This window comes from Sanguibacter biliveldensis, from assembly GCF_033798665.1.
Classification (GTDB): domain Bacteria; phylum Actinomycetota; class Actinomycetes; order Actinomycetales; family Cellulomonadaceae; genus Sanguibacter; species Sanguibacter inulinus.
Window position 1 is genome coordinate 3872127 of sequence record NZ_CP138359.1, and the last position, 15379, is coordinate 3887505.

The 15379-nt window shown below is 72.5% G+C and carries 15 protein-coding genes; 2 read left to right on the plus strand and 13 right to left on the minus strand.

The genetic code is table 11. The features are described from left to right. Positions 1-391 precede the first annotated feature (391 nt). On the plus strand, positions 392-937 hold the full coding sequence (locus tag SANBI_RS16820) for a hypothetical protein (RefSeq protein ID WP_319157103.1): 546 nt from the start codon (positions 392-394) through the stop codon (positions 935-937). Positions 938-966: 29 nt separating this feature from the next. Here the strand turns inward: SANBI_RS16820 and SANBI_RS16825 are convergent, their stop codons facing one another. Beyond that, positions 967-1377, minus strand: a complete 411-nt coding sequence (locus SANBI_RS16825) for a RidA family protein (protein ID WP_319157105.1) — start codon at positions 1375-1377, stop codon at positions 967-969. Between the two features lie 115 nt (positions 1378-1492). Between SANBI_RS16825 and SANBI_RS16830 the strand changes: the two genes are divergently transcribed. Beyond that, positions 1493-1936, plus strand: coding sequence for a winged helix-turn-helix transcriptional regulator (locus SANBI_RS16830; RefSeq protein ID WP_319157107.1), 444 nt, complete (start codon positions 1493-1495; stop codon positions 1934-1936). 6 nt (positions 1937-1942) lie between these two features. Here SANBI_RS16830 and SANBI_RS16835 read toward each other — a convergent pair whose 3' ends face one another. From SANBI_RS16835 to SANBI_RS16890, 12 genes are all read right to left on the minus strand, one after another. Beyond that, entirely contained in the window at positions 1943-3133 is a 1191-nt protein-coding gene (locus SANBI_RS16835; protein ID WP_319157109.1) for an FAD-dependent oxidoreductase, read from the minus strand. Between the two features lie 43 nt (positions 3134-3176). Then, positions 3177-4274 carry an LLM class flavin-dependent oxidoreductase gene (locus tag SANBI_RS16840; protein WP_319157112.1) on the minus strand — a complete coding sequence of 366 codons (1098 nt, stop codon included), beginning with the start codon at positions 4272-4274 and terminating at the stop codon, positions 3177-3179. Continuing rightward, on the minus strand, positions 4274-5473 hold the full coding sequence (locus SANBI_RS16845; protein WP_319157114.1) for an LLM class flavin-dependent oxidoreductase: 1200 nt from the start codon (positions 5471-5473) through the stop codon (positions 4274-4276). Before SANBI_RS16845 ends, SANBI_RS16840 begins: the two co-directional genes overlap by 1 nt. A 4-nt stretch (positions 5474-5477) precedes the next feature. Beyond that, a complete protein-coding gene (locus SANBI_RS16850) occupies positions 5478-6155 on the minus strand; it encodes a GNAT family N-acetyltransferase (RefSeq protein ID WP_319157116.1) in 678 nt (225 codons plus the stop codon). Continuing rightward, positions 6152-7510 (minus strand): LLM class flavin-dependent oxidoreductase, encoded by a 1359-nt coding sequence (locus SANBI_RS16855; RefSeq protein ID WP_319157119.1) that lies wholly within the window; start codon positions 7508-7510, stop codon positions 6152-6154. Before SANBI_RS16855 ends, SANBI_RS16850 begins: the two co-directional genes overlap by 4 nt. Before the next feature lie 223 nt (positions 7511-7733). After that, entirely contained in the window at positions 7734-8759 is a 1026-nt protein-coding gene (locus tag SANBI_RS16860) for an ABC transporter substrate-binding protein (protein WP_056127475.1), read from the minus strand. A 245-nt stretch (positions 8760-9004) separates the two neighbouring features. Further along, entirely contained in the window at positions 9005-9784 is a 780-nt protein-coding gene (locus tag SANBI_RS16865; protein WP_056127473.1) for an amino acid ABC transporter ATP-binding protein, read from the minus strand. Continuing rightward, positions 9781-11016: an amino acid ABC transporter permease gene (locus tag SANBI_RS16870; RefSeq protein WP_319157125.1), complete on the minus strand. Its 1236-nt coding sequence runs from the start codon at positions 11014-11016 to the stop codon at positions 9781-9783. Before SANBI_RS16870 ends, SANBI_RS16865 begins: the two co-directional genes overlap by 4 nt. Before the next feature lie 72 nt (positions 11017-11088). Then, positions 11089-11691, minus strand: coding sequence for a GNAT family N-acetyltransferase (locus SANBI_RS16875; RefSeq protein WP_319157128.1), 603 nt, complete (start codon positions 11689-11691; stop codon positions 11089-11091). Next, the gene (locus tag SANBI_RS16880; protein ID WP_319157131.1) at positions 11688-12593 is read right to left on the minus strand and encodes a DUF1684 domain-containing protein; all 906 of its coding nucleotides are present in this window, start codon (positions 12591-12593) and stop codon (positions 11688-11690) included. The genes SANBI_RS16875 and SANBI_RS16880 overlap by 4 nt, the downstream gene beginning before the upstream one ends. Beyond that, entirely contained in the window at positions 12590-13999 is a 1410-nt protein-coding gene (locus tag SANBI_RS16885) for an NtaA/DmoA family FMN-dependent monooxygenase (RefSeq protein ID WP_319157133.1), read from the minus strand. The genes SANBI_RS16880 and SANBI_RS16885 overlap by 4 nt, the downstream gene beginning before the upstream one ends. A 14-nt stretch (positions 14000-14013) precedes the next feature. Then, the gene (locus SANBI_RS16890; protein ID WP_319157136.1) at positions 14014-15180 is read right to left on the minus strand and encodes an LLM class flavin-dependent oxidoreductase; all 1167 of its coding nucleotides are present in this window, start codon (positions 15178-15180) and stop codon (positions 14014-14016) included. Positions 15181-15379 lie beyond the last annotated feature (199 nt).

Below are 15379 nucleotides of genomic sequence, written 5' to 3' on the forward strand. Positions count from 1 at the left end.
CCTCGAGGGAGCCATCACGCGAGCCCTGCTGAGAAGACGCTGATGGTCGGCACCCAGCGTCGACGGGATGTCTGGCGTGTGCACAGCACATCGCCTGGCTCCGCCGTTGCGATCCACGATGATCGCGGTCCCCTGCACCTCCTGGGAGGTGACCGATCCAAGACTTTAGTTCTTAAAACGTAGTTCCTTCTATTGAGTCTTAAAAGGGCTTATGCCCCTTGTCCTCTGTCGACACTGCTGATATCGGAGCATGGTCACCCTTGTGCACAGCTGGCGCAGACAGGTCGGTGCACCTCTCCCCATCACCAGCCCTGGCGGCGAGGCACGGGCTGGTCGACGATGAGCCTGACAGCTGGTGGAACCCAGGACCCGACCGAGGAGGCGCAGACCGATGGCGACATGGGACGAGAAGGAGACGGCGACCCCGTCGCACCGGGACCACCTGGTCGAGATGCTCCGCCCGGTGCGGTCGCCGTCGCCCTACAGGGACGACCGCTCGGGCTCATGGTGGGCCATCCCCTTCGCCCTCCTGGCCGGCGCCGCGCTGGTCGCGATCGGCGTCGCGCTGATCCGGGCGACCGACGACGCCGGGCCGGTGATCGGCGTGGCCTTCCTCGGGTGGGGCCTGAGCTTCATCACCCAGTACGGCACCCTCGCCTGGTACGCCGTGCAGGTGGGCCGGCTCCGGCGCCGCCGTGAACAGGCCGCGCTTCGCGGCGAGCCCGCGCCCGCGCTCACCGACTTCGACGTCCGGCAGTTCCACGTGCCGATGCGTCCGACGTACTCGACCACGACCGGCGTCTTCGGTCTCGTCAACCCCGGTGACGCGCCGACCCCACGACTGATGGAGGTCGCCCAGGTGGTCGGCTTCATCTCGATGGTGACCATGTGGGGTGCGGCGGTCATCGGCGTGATCGCCTCGAAGGTCGGCGGCTGAGGGGGCACGGCGCCGACCCCGACCGACGCTCAGTCGAGCACAGCCGTCGCCTCCACCTCGACGAGCACGTCGGGCATGAAGAGGTACTCCACCCCGATGAGCGACGCCGGCGGCATCGGCGTCGGGAGGTCGAGCTCGGCGGCGACGCTCTCGACGCCCGCCATGAACGCGTCGATCTTCTCGGGCGCCCAGTGCGTGACGTAGAAGGTCAGCCGGACGACGTCGCGGAAGGTCGCACCCGCGCCCGCCAGGCCAGTCGCGGTGTTGCGCAGGGCCTGCGCGACCTGCCCGGCGAGGTCGTCGGCGGCGAGCGGCGTCCCGTCGGGCCCGCGGGAGATCTGCCCGGACACGTGCACCTGACGGGTGCCGGTGCCGATCGCGACGTGGTGGTACGGGACGGGCTGGGGCATGCCCTCGGGGCTCAGCAGCTGGACGGTCATGTGGGTCTCCTCAGAGGTGGGACTATCAGGTGCCCAAGAGATACCTGGTCTCCGGAGAGCGCTTCAACGAGACCAGGTATCGCGCCGGAGACCACCGCACCGGGAGATCGACACCATGACCAGCACGCCGACCGTCTCGCCGCAGCCAACCGGGCGGCCTGGCAATCCGCCCACGCAGCCCCACGCGGACCACGACCACCCCGCGGTCGGCCCCGCGCACCGAGACCTCATCGCCCAGGTCCTCGACACCTGGTCCCTCCAGGTGCTCGCCGAGCTCTGCGACAGACCGTCGCGGTTCAACGAGCTCCGCCGGGCGATCCCCGCCGTGACGCAGAAGTCGCTCACCGCGACCCTGCGCAGGCTCGAGCGCAACGGCGTCGTCGCCCGCGAGGTCCTCGGCACCCGCCCGGTCGCCGTGCAGTACAGCATCACGCCCCTCGGCAAGACCTTCCGCGAGCCGATCGACGCCCTGCTCGCCTGGACCACCGAGCACCTGCCGGAGATCGAGCAGGCCCGCGAGCGCTACGACGACGCGGACGCTGCCGGCCTGGGAGGCTGACACCCGTCAGCCCCGCGCGGCCCCCGCGAAGCGGCCCAGCCTGAAACGCTCGGCGACCGCACCGACAGGTCCGTCGACGTCTTCGGTCGCGAGGTCGCGCAGGACCCTGCCGAGGGACGGCGCGAACTTGAAGCCGTGACCGGAGAACCCTGCGGCGACGACCACGCGGCCGACCCTGTCGAGCACGAAGTCGTGGTCGGGGGTCGTCGTGTACGTGCACGAGATCGGGACGGCTGTCGTCGGGTCGACACCCGGGACCCACTCCGCCACGTAGTCGAGCAGCTGGTCGAGCTGCCCTTGCTCGGGCTGGAACGTCCGGTGGTCCGGGTCGGTGCGTGGACCGACGCCGTGGAAGCCGACCTTGATGCCCTCGCCGGGGGTCGCAAGACCGTACGTCCCGCTCGGCCAGCGTCGGGCGGGCCCGACGAAGGACGGCCCGGGGTCGTTCGTGAAGCTCGGCCACGTCAGCTCGTCGGGCGCACCGGCGCGCAGCGCGAAGTGCGCAGGCTGCTCCTGGGTGACCACGAGCGGGAGACCACCCGGGCCGAGCGGACCCGAGGCACCGCCGAGCAGCGGAGCGACGAGTCCGGCGCTCCACGCACCGACCGCGACGACGACCCGCTGTGCGAGGACGTCGCCCTGCTCGGTCCGCACCCGGACACCACCGGGGACCTCGTCCATGCCGAGCACAGCCGTCGAGTGCCGGACCTGAGCCCCGCGCGCCTGTGCCACAGCCTGGAAGGCCTCGACCGCGCGGTCGGCGTGCACCCGCCCGGCGGTCTCGGTCTCGTGGAGCACCCGCCCGTCGAAGCGCAGCCCGGGCCAGCGCTCGCCCGCAGCCTCGGCCGAGAGCCACTCGTGCGGCACGCCGCGCGCGACGAAGGCCTCGGCGATCTCCTCGCGGCGCGCGTCGCCCGCTCCTCCGCTCACCCCACCCGTGAGCGTCAGGAGCTCGACCCCGGCGTCGGCCTCGAGCGAGCGCCAGTGGCCCAGCGCCTCCTGCGCCAGGTCGAGGTACTCCGGTTCCGCGTAGGTGGTCCGGTAGATGCGCGACGCCCCGTGCGAGGCGCCGCGCACGTGCCCGGGCTCGAAGCGCTCGAGGAGCAGCACCTCACGGCCTGCCGAGGCGAGGGCCCAGGCGGCGGCCGACCCCATCACCCCGCCGCCGACGACGACGGTCTCGACCTGCTCGGTCATGCTCGTGCTCCTCTGGTGCGCGGACGGACCTGGTGCCAGGTCCTCAGACTGCAGTGAACCCCGTGGCGCGCCCGGTGTCGGCCTCGGTCCACAGGTCGGTCTTCACCTCGGCGCGGACCTGCGGCACGACCTCCTCGGCGAAGCGGCGCAGCACGTCGTGCTGCTGCTCGACGTCGAGGAGGTGGTTGACCGACACCGACTGGAGGTCGTGGCCGTAGCTCTGGTGGTAGTCGAGGATCTTCTCGACGACCCGCTCGGGCGAGCCGACGAGCGCCGGGCCGCGCTCGACGGCCTCCTCGACGGTCCGGAAGGCCGTCACCTTGCCGACGGCCTTCGGGTCGTAGCCGCGCGCGTCGGCGCGCGCCACGGCCCCCTCGTAGATCGGCCTGTACTGCTCGACGGCCTGCTCGGTGGTGTCCGCGAGGAACAACCCGCCGGAACCTGAGCCGACGTACGCCTTGGCCGGGTCGTGCCCGTGCTCGGCGTACTGCTCGCGGTAGCGGTCGATGAGCACCTTGTAGGCCTCGCGCGGCTGGAAGGCGTTCGCCGACACGATCGGGTCGCCCCACCGGGCGGCGAGGTCCACGGCGAAGGCCGAGGTCGCCGACCCGTGCCAGATGCGGAAGGGCCCGGCGAAGGGCCGCGGCAGCGTGGTGATCTTGTCGAGGGGGACGTGGTGCGTCCCCGACCACGTGACCTCTTCGCCCGAGATCAGCTGGCGCAGCAGCTCGTAGTTCTCCTGCAGGTACTCGTACTGCTTGCTGATGTCGAGGCCGAGCACGGGGTACTGCGCCGCCTCGTTGCCCTTGCCGATGACCATCTCGAAGCGGCCCCGGCTCAGCTGGTCGATCGTCGCGTAGTCCTCGGCGACCCGGACCGGGTCGAGGAGCGAGAGCACCGTGACACCGGTGCTCAGCAGGATCCGTGACGTGCGCGCCGCGATCGCCCCGAGGATCACCGTCGGTGACGAGGACAGCACCTCGCCCGCGTGCCGCTCCCCCACGGAGAAGGAGTCGAGGCCGAGCTCTTCCGCGAGGACAGCCGTGTCGACCACCCGGTTGAGGCGGTCGGCCGGGGCGACCACCTCCCCCGTGACCGGGTGCGGTGGGTTGAAGACGATGTCGAGGACCTGGAAGCGCATCAGGCGACAGCCTCGGCAGCTGCAGCGATCGCGTCCTGGCGGGCGAGCGCCGAGTGCGCTGCCGCCCGGCGCTCGGCGTCGGCCTCGTCCGAGGACTCGCGCGCCAGCTCGGCGTCGCGCTGGGCGACGCCCTCGCGCACGAGCGGGATGACGTAGCGGCCGAAGTCCGCAGCGTCGTGCAGCAGGTCGTAGCCGCGCGCCGAGATGATCCGGACCCCGAGGTCGTAGTAGGCGAGCAGCGCCTCGGCGACCTGCTCGGGCGTCCCGACGAGGGCGTTGGAGTTGCCCGCACCGCCGGTGGCCTTGGCCGGGGCAGTCCACAGCACGGAGTCGTGGCGGTCACCGCGTGCGGCGATCTCGAGGAGTCGCTGGGACCCCGCGTTCTCGGGCTTCGTCAGCGGGTGACGCCGGCTGATCGACCCGCCGGCAGCGGCCTTGCGGGCCTCGATGCGCCCGAGGACCTGGTCGGCCTTCTCCCAGGCGAGCGCCTCGGTCGGCGCGATGATCGGCCGGAAGGCCGCGTGGATGCGCGGCGGCGTGACCCGACCTGCCGCGGCGGCCGCGGCGTGCACGGTCTCGATCTGCTCGGAGGTGCTCGCGAGGGGCTCGCCCCACACGGCGTAGATGTCGGCCTCGGCCGCGCCCACCTGGAACGCGGCTGCGGAGGACCCGCCGAAGGAGATGGTCGGCACTCGGCCCTCGTAGGGCTTGATCTCCGCGACGAAGTCGGCCAGCTGGTAGTACGTGCCCTCGTGGTCGAAGGGCTCGGCGCTCGTCCAGGCCTTCTTGACGATCTGGATGTACTCCTGGGTGCGGGCGTAGCGCTCGTCCTTGGTGAGCGTGTCCCCCTCCCGCTGCTGCTCGTGGTCGTTGCCACCGGTGATGAAGTGGACCGACAGGCGTCCCTGCGACAGCTGGTCGAGGGTCGCGAAGCTCTTCGCGGCGAAGGTCGGGTACGAGACGTTCGGGCGGTGCGCCAGCAGCAGCTCGACGGTGTCGAGGTGCGCGGCGACGTACGACGCGAGGACCGAGGGCTCCGGGCCGCTCGAGCCGTAGGCGAACAGCACCCGCGTCCAGTCGTTGTCTTCGTGCGCACGGACGATGCGCAGCAGGTAGTCCTTGTCGAAGGACGCCGTGGTGCGCTCGGTGGTCTCGGAGGCGTCGGACGTGGTCGCGATGCCGAGGAACTCGACGGGCATGGTGTCAGGCCTTTGCTGTGCGGGGATGGGTGGACAGGTGGTGCGCTGGTGCTGCGGGGACCGGGCTCGCGCCGGGTGCACAGGGTCCGCCCGGCACGCCGGGCACCGCCGGGGCGGAGAGCTCGAGCACGAAGGCGAAGAGGCGGGTGCCGTCGTCGAGGACGCGCGTCTCCCGCTCGTGGGACCTGGCGAAGCCGAGCCGGTGGTAGAGCCTGTGCGCGGAGATCATCTGCGGTCCGGAGTTCATGACGACCCGGCTCGCGCCACGCTCCCGCGCGAGGTCGAGGACGTGCCGTGTGAGCGTCTCGCCGACCCCACGCCCGCGGGCCGCCGGAGAGACACCCAAGAGCCTGAAGTCGAGCTCGCCGTCACGGGCGAGCTCGGAGATGAGCCGCCCCGCGCGCGGTGTCGCGACAGTCCCGAGCAGCTGGCCGTCGGCGCCGACGGCCACCCACACCTCGTGCTCGGCGGCCCGCTCGGCGACGGCCGACAGGCTGGCCCGGTACTCCCCCGAGATGTCGTAGTCGCTCGTGTAGGCGTCGACGAGGAGCGCGGCGACGGCGTCGTGCTCGGAGGGCTCGACGAGCCGGACGGTGACGGGCGCGGCGTCGCGCGGCGCGTGGGCGGCGTAGCGCGGCGCTGTGGTGACAGGGCGCGAGGCCTGCTCGTCGACCGCCGTCACGAGTGCGCCCCTGACCCCACGAGGTGCGTGGCGACCTGCCCGAAGGTGTCGCCCACCGGGACGTCCTCGGCGTGCGCGGGCTTGTCGTGCGCACGCTCGTCGGTGTCGTGCGCTGCCGCGGCGCCACCGGTGACCGTAGCCGCAGCCGCCGGCTCAGACCCCGCCGCACCCGCGGCCGCCGCCGGCGCCTCGAGCCCCCACGCCTGCGCGAGCAGCTCGGCCGAGCGCACCCTGTCAGCCGGGTCGAAGGCGATGGTCGTCGTGAGGATCTCGTCGGCCCCAGTCACGCGCTGGAGCACCTCGAGCCGCGCGACGACCTGCTCCGGCGACCCGACGAACCGGGTCGCCGTCCGGTCGAGGACGAGCGCACGCTCGGCCTCGGTCCACTCACGGGCGAGCGCGTCTTCGGGCCTCGGGTAGGCGATCGCCCCCGCGAGACCTGTCCGGATGGACAGCACCCACTCGGCGAAGGGGGCTCCGGCGAGCTCGGCCTGCGCCTCGGTCTCGGCGACGAGGACGTCGGCCGACACCACGACGTAGGGCTCGTCGAGGACCCCTGGGACGAAGGCCGCCCTGTACGACGCGACGGTCTCGAGGATCGTCGCGGGGCTCACGTGGTAGTTCGCGACGAGCGGCAGACCGAGCGCGCCGGCCACCTCAGCGGACTCCCCGCCGCTCGAGGCGAGCACCCAGAGCTCGGCGTCGGTGCCCTCGACGGGCGCGCTCACGTGGGGCACGCCGTCGGCGTCGGTGTAGGTCCCGGCCTGCAGTCCGAGGACGACCTCGAGCTCGTCACGGAACGGCGCGGGCTGACGGTTGGCCGAGACCACACGCTGCTGGCCGAGCAGCCGCTCGCGCAGCGCAGAGTCCGTGTAGTCGATCGGCGGGGCGGACGGGACGTGCAGGCCGTCGACGTCACGCGCCGGGGCGGCGGGCTTGCGAGCAGGACGAGCCGGAGGGGCTGCGCTCTCAGACGCCTCGGCCGCGTCCGAGGCGGCAGCCGGCTTCGTCGGCGGCGTGAAGGCACGCCCCACGCCGAGGTCCACCCGGCCCGGGTGCAGCGCGGCGACCGTCGCGAGCTGCTCGGCGGCCACGAGCGGGCTCGTGGTGCTCAGCAGCACCGCACCCGTGCCCACGCGCAGGTGCTGGGTGCGCCCTGCGACCAGCGCGGCGAGGACCGCCGGCGACGACGACGCGACCCCAGCGGAGAGGTGGTGCTCGGCGAACCAGTAGCGGGTGTAGCCGAGCGCGTCGGCCCGCTCGGCGAGCGCGACCGAGTCCCGGAGGGTCTGCGCGCCGGTCGAGCCGGACGAGACGGGTGCGAGGTCGAGGATCGAGAGGGGGACGCGGCTCATGGTGGCTCTCCTGGTGCGTGCGTGGTGCGTGCGTGGTGCGTGCGGTGCGTGCATGGTGCGTGCGGTGCGGTGCTGGGTGAGGCGCTGCGCTGTGTCGTCAGGTGCGGACCGGGACGCCGCTGAGGCGGGTGTCCCGGCCCGTTCCGGGCGGGGTGGCCTGCCGACGAGCCGCGGTCGCTCCCGGGCGTTCAGGCTCCGGGGTGCTCGGGCTCGCGCCGGCGGGTCAGGACTTCGGCAGACCTGCCGGGTTCGTCTCGGACTCGGTGACGGCCTCTTCGGTCAGGCCCCAGCGCTCGAGGACCTTGTCGTAGGACCCGTCCTCGATCGCGTGGTTGATCGCGGCGGTGATCGCCGGGGCGAGGTCGTTGCCCTTGAGGGTCGCGGCAGCGATCTGCGCGGTCTCGGGCCAGCCGCCGTTGACGGTGCCGACCACCTTGAAGTCCTGCGGGGCGACGGCCGCCTTGTACGCCGAGGTGGCGTTCGGGCCGAAGGTCGCGTCGATCCGCCCGGACTGGAGCGCCAGGGTCGTGTCGCCGTCGTTCTCGAAGTACTCGATGTTCACGGGCTCGAGACCCTCGGCCTGGTTGGCCTCGTCCCAGGCGAGCAAGATCTTCTCCTGGTTGGTGCCCGAGCCGACCGCGACGGTGAGCCCGGCGACGTCCGCAGCCTCGTCGATCGACGTGATCTCCTCGTTGTCGGCCTGCACGAGCCAGCCGAGCTGGTCGACGCGGTAGGACGAGAAGTCGAAGAGCTCCTTGCGCTCCTCGGTGACCGTGACGTTGGAGATCGTCGCGTCGATGTCCCCCGACTGGAGGGCGAGGGGCCAGTCCGCCCAGGCCTTGACCTCGAGCTGGATGTCCTTGCCGAGCGCGTCGCCGATGAGGTACGCGATGTCGGTCTCGTTGCCGATCGGCGTCTTCTCGTCGTCGGCCAGGAAGGCCAGCGGCGCGACGTAGGCGCTCACCGACACCGTGAGGGTGTCGACGTCCTTGTACGCGTCGGGGAGGAGGGCGATCGCCTCGGCCGACTCGGTCGTGGTGATGCGGTCCTGGTCCGGCGTCGTGTTGACGGTGAGGCCGGCAGCCTCCGCGTCGGCGGCGAGCTGGTTCCCACCGGGCTCTTCGGCGTTGCTCGAGGAGCACGCTGCCAGGGCCGCGACGAGGGGAAGCACGAGCAGCGCTGCAGCGGCACGGCTGCGGGGGCTGCGGGGACGGCTGCCGACGAGGTTGCGGGTGGTGGGACGGGACATGAGGTGGACCTTCCGGGTGGTCTCGCGGGGGGCGAGAGGGTACGAGCGGGGCCGCGCCGGCCGGTCGGCTGCGCGGGAGACTGTCGTGCGGTGTGCTGGTGGGCGTCGTGCTGATCGGCGACGTGACGGGTCGGCGACGTGACGGGTCGGCGACGTGCCGGACCGGTGGCCGAGCAGCCGCGCGCCGGGTGGTCCCGAGGGGCCGCTCGGTCCCGAGGGCCCGACAGCCGCGAGGACCGTCGGCCTCAGAGGACCTTGTCGAGGAACGCCTTCGTGCGGGGGTGCTGCGGGTCGTCGATCACCTGCGCCGCGGGGCCCTGCTCGACGATGCGCCCGGAGTCCATGAACACGACGGTGTCCGCGACCTCCCGGGCGAAGCCGATCTCGTGGGTGACGACCACGAGGGTCGTACCGTCGTGCGCGAGGGCCTTGATGACGTCGAGGACCTCGCCGACGAGCTCGGGGTCGAGGGCCGACGTCGGCTCGTCGAAGAGCAGCAGCCGCGGCTTGGTGGCCAGCGCCCGGGCGATCGCCACGCGCTGCTGCTGACCGCCCGAGAGCTGGCGCGGGCGGGCGTCGGCCTTGTCGGCGAGCCCGACCCGGGCCAGCAGCTCGCGTGCCTCGACCTCGACCTCGGACCGCTTGCGGCCCTGCGCGCTCACCGGCGCCTCGACGACGTTCTCGAGGACGGTCAGGTGCGGGAAGAGGTTGAAGCTCTGGAAGACGAAGCCGATCTGGGTGCGCTGGGCGAGGACGGCCTTCTCCTTGAGCTCGCGGAGCGTGTCGCCGCTGCGCGAGTACCCGATGAGGTCGCCGTCGAGGGCGACGAAGCCCCTGTCGACCTTCTCCAGGTGGTTGACCACGCGCAGGAGCGTCGACTTGCCCGAGCCCGACGGGCCGAGGATCACGGTGACCTCACCCGGCTGGACGGTGAGGTCGACGTCGTGGAGGACCTCGAGGGTGCCGTAGCTCTTGTGGACGCCGTGGACCTCGAGGAGGCCGCGGGTGCCTGTCGTGGTGCTCATGCGGCACCTCCCTCGGTGCGTGCGGTGCTCGGCCGTGCGGTGCTCGGCTGCGAGGTGCTCGGCTGTGCAGCGCTCGGACGGCCTGTGCGGGTGAGGTGCCCCCGTCCGTTGCCGGTCCGCACGGCGAAGGCCGGCGGCAGGGACGGGTGCGCAGGGCGGCCTGTGAGACGGGCCCACGTGCGCAGCACGGTCCACCGGGCGACCTGGAGCGGGGTCGGCGGGAGCGTCCGGACGGCGCCCTTGGCGTAGTGACGTTCCACGTAGAACTGGATGACGGTGATGACCGTGGTGATGATGACGTACCAGATCGCCGCGACCATGAGCAGCGGGACGACCCGCTGGTTGCGTCCGTAGATGACACCGACGGTGTAGAAGAGCTCGCCGTAGGCCAGGACGTAGACGACCGACGTGCCCTTGACGAGGCCGATGATCTCGTTGACCGAGGTCGGCACGATGGTCCGCATCGCCTGCGGCAGCACGATGCGGGTCGACTGCCGAGCCCGCGGGATGCCGAGCGCTGCGGCGGCCTCGTGCTGGCCCTGGTCGACGCTGAGGATCCCGGCCCGGACGATCTCCGCCGAGTACGCCGCCTGCGAGAGCCCGAGACCGAGGATCGCCGCGCCGAACTTGTTGATGACGTCGAGGGTGCCGAACTCCGCGAAGGACGGCCCGAAGGGGATGCCCAGCGTGAGGCTCGGGTACAGGTACGCGAGGTTGTACCAGAGCAGCAGCTGGAGGATCAGCGGCACCGAGCGGAACACCCAGGTGTAGGCCCACGACACCGCGCGCAGCAGCGGCGAGCGCGAGAGCCGCATGAGGGCGAGCACGGTGCCCAGACCGAAGCCGATGATCGCCGCGACGAAGGTGAGGCGCAGCGTGCCCCACAGGCCGGAGAGGATCGAGGGCCAGGTGAGGTACTGGAAGACGACCGACCACTCCCAGCGCTGGTTCGTCACGAGGGAGCTGACGACCATCGCGAGGAGGACGGCCACGCCCGCTGTCGCGACCCAGCGCCAGGGGTGCCGGGCACCGACGACGCGCAGCGACTCGAGCTCGGCCCGGGTGGCCCGCGGCAGTGCCGAAGAGGCCGAGGGTGCCGAGGGCGACGTGGGTGCCGCGGGGGCCTTGCTGGTCGTGCTGGCTGTGCTGGTCGTGCTCTCGGTGAGGCCGGGCGGCGCGGCGGGGTTCGCCGGCCTACCCGTCGAGGGCGGTGTGGAGAGTGCTGAGCTCATGGCTGACCTTCGGGTGTGCGGGGTTCCCGGGTGACCCGGGGGCGGGTGCGTCGACCGCCGGTGCGCGTGAGGTCACCTCGGACAGAGCCACTTCTCGAAGGCGAGCGGGCCGGGCCGCTCCGCCTGGACCGTCGGGTCGTAGAGCGGCGCGTAGCCGGCCGAGAGGTAGAGGCCTGCGGCCTCGGGCTGGCGAGGTCCGGTCGTCAGGTAGATGCGCTCGTAGCCGTTCTGGCCGGCGCGCCGCTCGAGCTCGGTGAGCACGAGGCGGGCGAGGCCGCGACGGCGGTGCGCGTTGTGCGTCCAGATCCGCTTGAGCTCGGCCGTCGGGACCGCAGGGCTGCCGTCCTCGGTGCGGGCCGACTCGGGGTGGGCGCTGCGCGCGAGGTCGCCGAGCTCGGGCTCGGTCCGGCGACGGTAAGCACCACCTGCGACAGGGACACCTGCCGCGAGCACGAGGAGCAGGCGACCGTGCGGGGCTGCGAAGTCCTCGGCCGGGTACTCCGACATCTCACGGAGCAGCTCGTCCTCGGTCAGGTGGTCGCTGTACCGGGTGGCGTACTCGTGCGCGAGGTCTTCGAGCAGGGGCCGCACGAGCGGGTCGTCGAGGTGGACCTCGCGGACGTCGAGCTCGTCGCCCGGGCTCACGCCGGGGGTGCGGCGGGTCGCGGTGCTCATCGGGGGGCCTTCTCTCCGGCGGTCACGGGGAACGAGAGGTGGTTGCTGTCGACAGGGCGCGGGCACGTGCCGTAGTCGGAGAAGGCCGCAGGGAAGTTGATCGCCCGGTTGAGGTCGAGCCGCACCGTGCTGGGCAGTCCGTCGGCAGCGTGGCCAGGAGCAGCACGGTCAGCAGCAGCGCGGCCACCGGCTGCCTCGTCCACGGGAGGGAGCGAGACGACGCGCCACTCGGCGGTGTCCTGCGTCGTGTCGGAGAAGAGCACCGACCCTGTGCCGGCCTGCTGCCCGGTCACCGCGAGGGTGGCCGACTGCCCGTCACGGACCACGTCGACCTCCCCGACCACGCGGACGTGGTGGCGCAGGCCTGGCTGGGCGGCCCGGACGAGGGTCGGGCGGGGCTCGTCGAACCAGCGGACCGGTGCGTCGAGGACCCAGGACGGGTCGTAGGCGTAGGTCGGCACACCCGTGAACCCTGTGCGTGCCGGCGCCTTCGGGTCACGGACCCTGACGAGGTAGCGCCCTGTGCGCAGCGCGACCTCGGCCGCGACCCCGTCGGCGCCGAGGGCCGCGAGAGTCGAGCCCGCCTCCGGCACGACGACGGTGTGCTGCCCGTCGAGAGGCGTCTGGCTGGCCTCGCGCCCGGTCCGGGTGTCCCAGGCCAGCAGGCCCTCGTCGGCGGTCGCCCGGACATGGGCGCCGTCGGCGTCTGCCCACCACTCACCGGGCAGCCCGGGGATGCTCTGCGGTGTGCCCGAGAGGAACCTGAGGGCGACGAGCGTCAACCAGCCGTGCTCGCCCGTGAGGCCCTGCTCGCGCTCCGCGTGCCACGCAGCCCAGGCAGCCTCGGGGCTCTGCTCGTCCGTGGTCGCAGCCGTCGTCGTGCGCTCGTCGGTCGTGGTCATGCGCGTGCCCCTTCGAGATCTGCTGCCTGCGTGCCGCCGACACCGGGGAGCTCGAGGCCGAGGTGCTCGCGCAGCGTCGTGCCCTCGTACTCGGTGCGGAAGGACCCGCGCTCCTGGAGCAGCGGCACGACGGTGTCGAAGAACGGGTCGAGGCCCTCGGGCGTGAGGTGCGGGACGAGGATGAAGCCGTCCGAGGCGTCTTCCTGCACGTAGCGGTCGATGTCGTCCGCGACCTGCTGAGCGGTCCCGACGAACTGGTTGCGGGTGGTCACCTCGATCACGAGGTCCCGGATCGACCAGCCCTTCGCGGCGGCCTTCTCGCGCCACGCGGCCACGACGGGCCCGGGGTCCTTGACGTGCCGGACCTTGCCACGGGTCAGCGAGGCGTTGTCGACGTCGGGCTCGACGTCGGGCAGGGGCCCCTCGGGGTCGTAGGCCGTGAGGTCACGGCCCCACACCTGCTCGAGGTACGCGATCGCGGTCTGCCCGGACACCTGCTGGCGGCGGATGAGCGCGGCCTCCTCGGCAGCGTCTTCTGCGGTGTCGCCGAGGACGACAGTCGTCGCAGGCAGGATCTTGAGGGAGTCCTCGGTGCGCCCGTAGGCGGCGAGGCGGTCCTTGACGTCGCGGTAGAACACCTGACCGTCCTCGAAGGTGCCGTGCAGGGAGAAGACGACGTCGGCCGTCGCGGCGGCGAACTCGCGGCCCTCCCCCGAGTCCCCGGCCTGGAACAGCACAGGGTGCCCCTGCGGGCCGCGCGGCGTGGTGAAGGTGCCGTGCACGTCGAAGTGCTTGCCGTCGTGGTCGACGCGCTGGACCGCGCCCTCGCGCAGGAAGGCCCCGCTCTCGGGGTCGGCGTCGATCGCGTCGTCGGACCAGGAGTCCCACAGCTGGCGGGCGACGTCGACGATCTCTGCGGCACGCTCGTAGCGCTCGGAGTAGTCGAGGAACCCGCCGCGGCGGAAGTTCGCCCCTGTGAAGGCGTCCGAGCTCGTCACGAGGTTCCAGGCCGCCCGGCCGCCCGAGAGCAGGTCGAGGGTGGCGAACTGCCGGGCGAGCTCGTAGGGCTCGTTGAAGGTCGTGTTGATCGTCCCGGCAAGACCGAGACGGTCGGTGACCGCCGCGAGCGAGGCGAGGACGGGGAGCGTGTCCGGGCGGCCGACGACGTCGAGGTCGTGGATGCGGCCCTTGTGCTCACGGAGCCGCAGGCCCTCGGCGAGGAAGAAGAAGTCGAAGCGTGCCGCCTCGGCGCGCCGTGCGAGGTACTCGAAAGACTCGAAGTCGATGTGGCTCCGCGAGCGCGGGTCGCTCCACACCGTCGTGTTGTTGACGCCGGGGAAGTGCGCGCCGAGGTGGATCTGCTTGCGGGGGCGGCCGTCGGGGCGGGGCGCGGGTGTCGTGGTCATGGTTCCTCGTCCTCTCAGGCGATCGCGGCGGCGTAGCGGTTGGCCGGGCGGGCCAGACCGAGGCTGTCGCGCAGCGTGCTGCCCGAGTACTCGCTCTTGTAGATCCCTGCGCGGCGCAGCAGCGGGACCACTCCGTCGACCAGGGCCACGAGGTCGGTCTGCAGCGACGAGGGCCGGACCGTGAAGCCGTCGGTCGCCCCCGCGAGCAGCCACTCCTCGGCCGTCGCGGCGAGGTCGCGGTCGGTGCCGACGTGCGTGTACGAGTCGGTGTCCCACGAGACCCCGGCCAGGCCCTCGAGCAGGTCGAGGCGTGCCTGGGCGCTCGCCCGGTCCGGGCCGATGACGGCGTAGAGGTCGACGAGCACGATCACGTCGTCGGGGTCACGGCCGTGGTCGGCGGCGGCAGCGCGGACCTGCTCGCGGAGGCCGCGGGCCTGCTCGAGGGTCGTCGCCCGGACCCGCACGACGTCGGCGTGCTCGGCGGCGACCGCGAGGGCGGCGTCGCTGTCCCCGCGCACCACCACGACGGGGTGCCCCTGCGGCGGTCGGGGCGTGATGGACGGGCCCTTCACGGCGAAGTGCACGCCGTCGTGGTCCACGTAGTGCAGCTTGTCGCGGTCGACGAAGCGCCCCGTCGCGGTGTCGCGGATCTCGGCGTCGTCCTCCCAGCTGTCCCAGAGGCGGGACACCACGTCGATGGCCTCGCCGGCCTCGGCCCAGGCGGCGTCGAGGTCGGGGGCCGGGCGGCGCCCGACGTGCGCGGCGTCTTCGGTGCCCGTCGACACCGCGACCTGCCAGCCGGCGCGGCCGTGGCTCGCGTGGTCGATGGTCGCGAGCGCCTTCGACACGTGGAACGGCTCGGTGTGCGTGGTCGTCACCGTCGGCACGAGACCGATGCCGGCCGAGCGCGGGGCGAGGCGGGCTGCGACGAGGGCGGCGTCGAGACGTCCCTGGACGCCGCCGCGGTGACCAGGCTGGAGCGAGAAGGCGTCGTCGAAGAGCACGAGGTCGACGGTCCCGCGCTGCGCCGTCGTGACGAGGTCCTGCAGGCGCTCGGCGTCGAAGAGCTGCCGAGCCTGCGAGCCGAGGGTCCGCCAGGCTGCCGGGTGGGCGCCGGCGTCGGTGAGGTCGACGGCGAGGTGGAGGGTCCGGTCGGTCGAGCGGTCTGTGCTGGAGGGCATGTCGAAGAGTCCTTCGTGACGGTGGTGGGCGCTCCGCTGCCAGACCTGCACCCGCGCCGGGCGTCGCGAGACGTCGGCAGCACGGCGAGGTGGGCGGGGCGCACCGGGTGCGGTGCGGCGAGAGGGTGCGTCCGACCACGCGCCGTGGTCGGGCGTGAGGGGTCGGGACGCAGGTCCGGGTGTGCGGCTGCTCAGGCAG

Bases quoted from the DNA above. Each gene is read 5' to 3' on its own strand.
- SANBI_RS16835 (WP_319157109.1), bottom strand. From the start codon at position 3,133: ATGACCGAGCAGGTCGAGACCGTCGTCGTCGGCGGCGGGGTGATGGGG.
- SANBI_RS16845 (WP_319157114.1), bottom strand. From the start codon at position 5,473: ATGCCCGTCGAGTTCCTCGGCATCGCGACCACGTCCGACGCCTCCGAG.
- SANBI_RS16880 (WP_319157131.1), bottom strand. From the start codon at position 12,593: ATGACCACGACCGACGAGCGCACGACGACGGCTGCGACCACGGACGAG.
- SANBI_RS16890 (WP_319157136.1), bottom strand. From the start codon at position 15,180: ATGCCCTCCAGCACAGACCGCTCGACCGACCGGACCCTCCACCTCGCC.
- SANBI_RS16870 (WP_319157125.1), bottom strand. From the start codon at position 11,016: ATGAGCTCAGCACTCTCCACACCGCCCTCGACGGGTAGGCCGGCGAAC.
- SANBI_RS16855 (WP_319157119.1), bottom strand. From the start codon at position 7,510: ATGAGCCGCGTCCCCCTCTCGATCCTCGACCTCGCACCCGTCTCGTCC.
- SANBI_RS16825 (WP_319157105.1), bottom strand. From the start codon at position 1,377: ATGACCGTCCAGCTGCTGAGCCCCGAGGGCATGCCCCAGCCCGTCCCG.
- SANBI_RS16885 (WP_319157133.1), bottom strand. From the start codon at position 13,999: ATGACCACGACACCCGCGCCCCGCCCCGACGGCCGCCCCCGCAAGCAG.
- SANBI_RS16860 (WP_056127475.1), bottom strand. From the start codon at position 8,759: ATGTCCCGTCCCACCACCCGCAACCTCGTCGGCAGCCGTCCCCGCAGC.
- SANBI_RS16875 (WP_319157128.1), bottom strand. From the start codon at position 11,691: ATGAGCACCGCGACCCGCCGCACCCCCGGCGTGAGCCCGGGCGACGAG.
- SANBI_RS16830 (WP_319157107.1), top strand. From the start codon at position 1,493: ATGACCAGCACGCCGACCGTCTCGCCGCAGCCAACCGGGCGGCCTGGC.
- SANBI_RS16820 (WP_319157103.1), top strand. From the start codon at position 392: ATGGCGACATGGGACGAGAAGGAGACGGCGACCCCGTCGCACCGGGAC.
- SANBI_RS16840 (WP_319157112.1), bottom strand. From the start codon at position 4,274: ATGCGCTTCCAGGTCCTCGACATCGTCTTCAACCCACCGCACCCGGTC.
- SANBI_RS16865 (WP_056127473.1), bottom strand. From the start codon at position 9,784: ATGAGCACCACGACAGGCACCCGCGGCCTCCTCGAGGTCCACGGCGTC.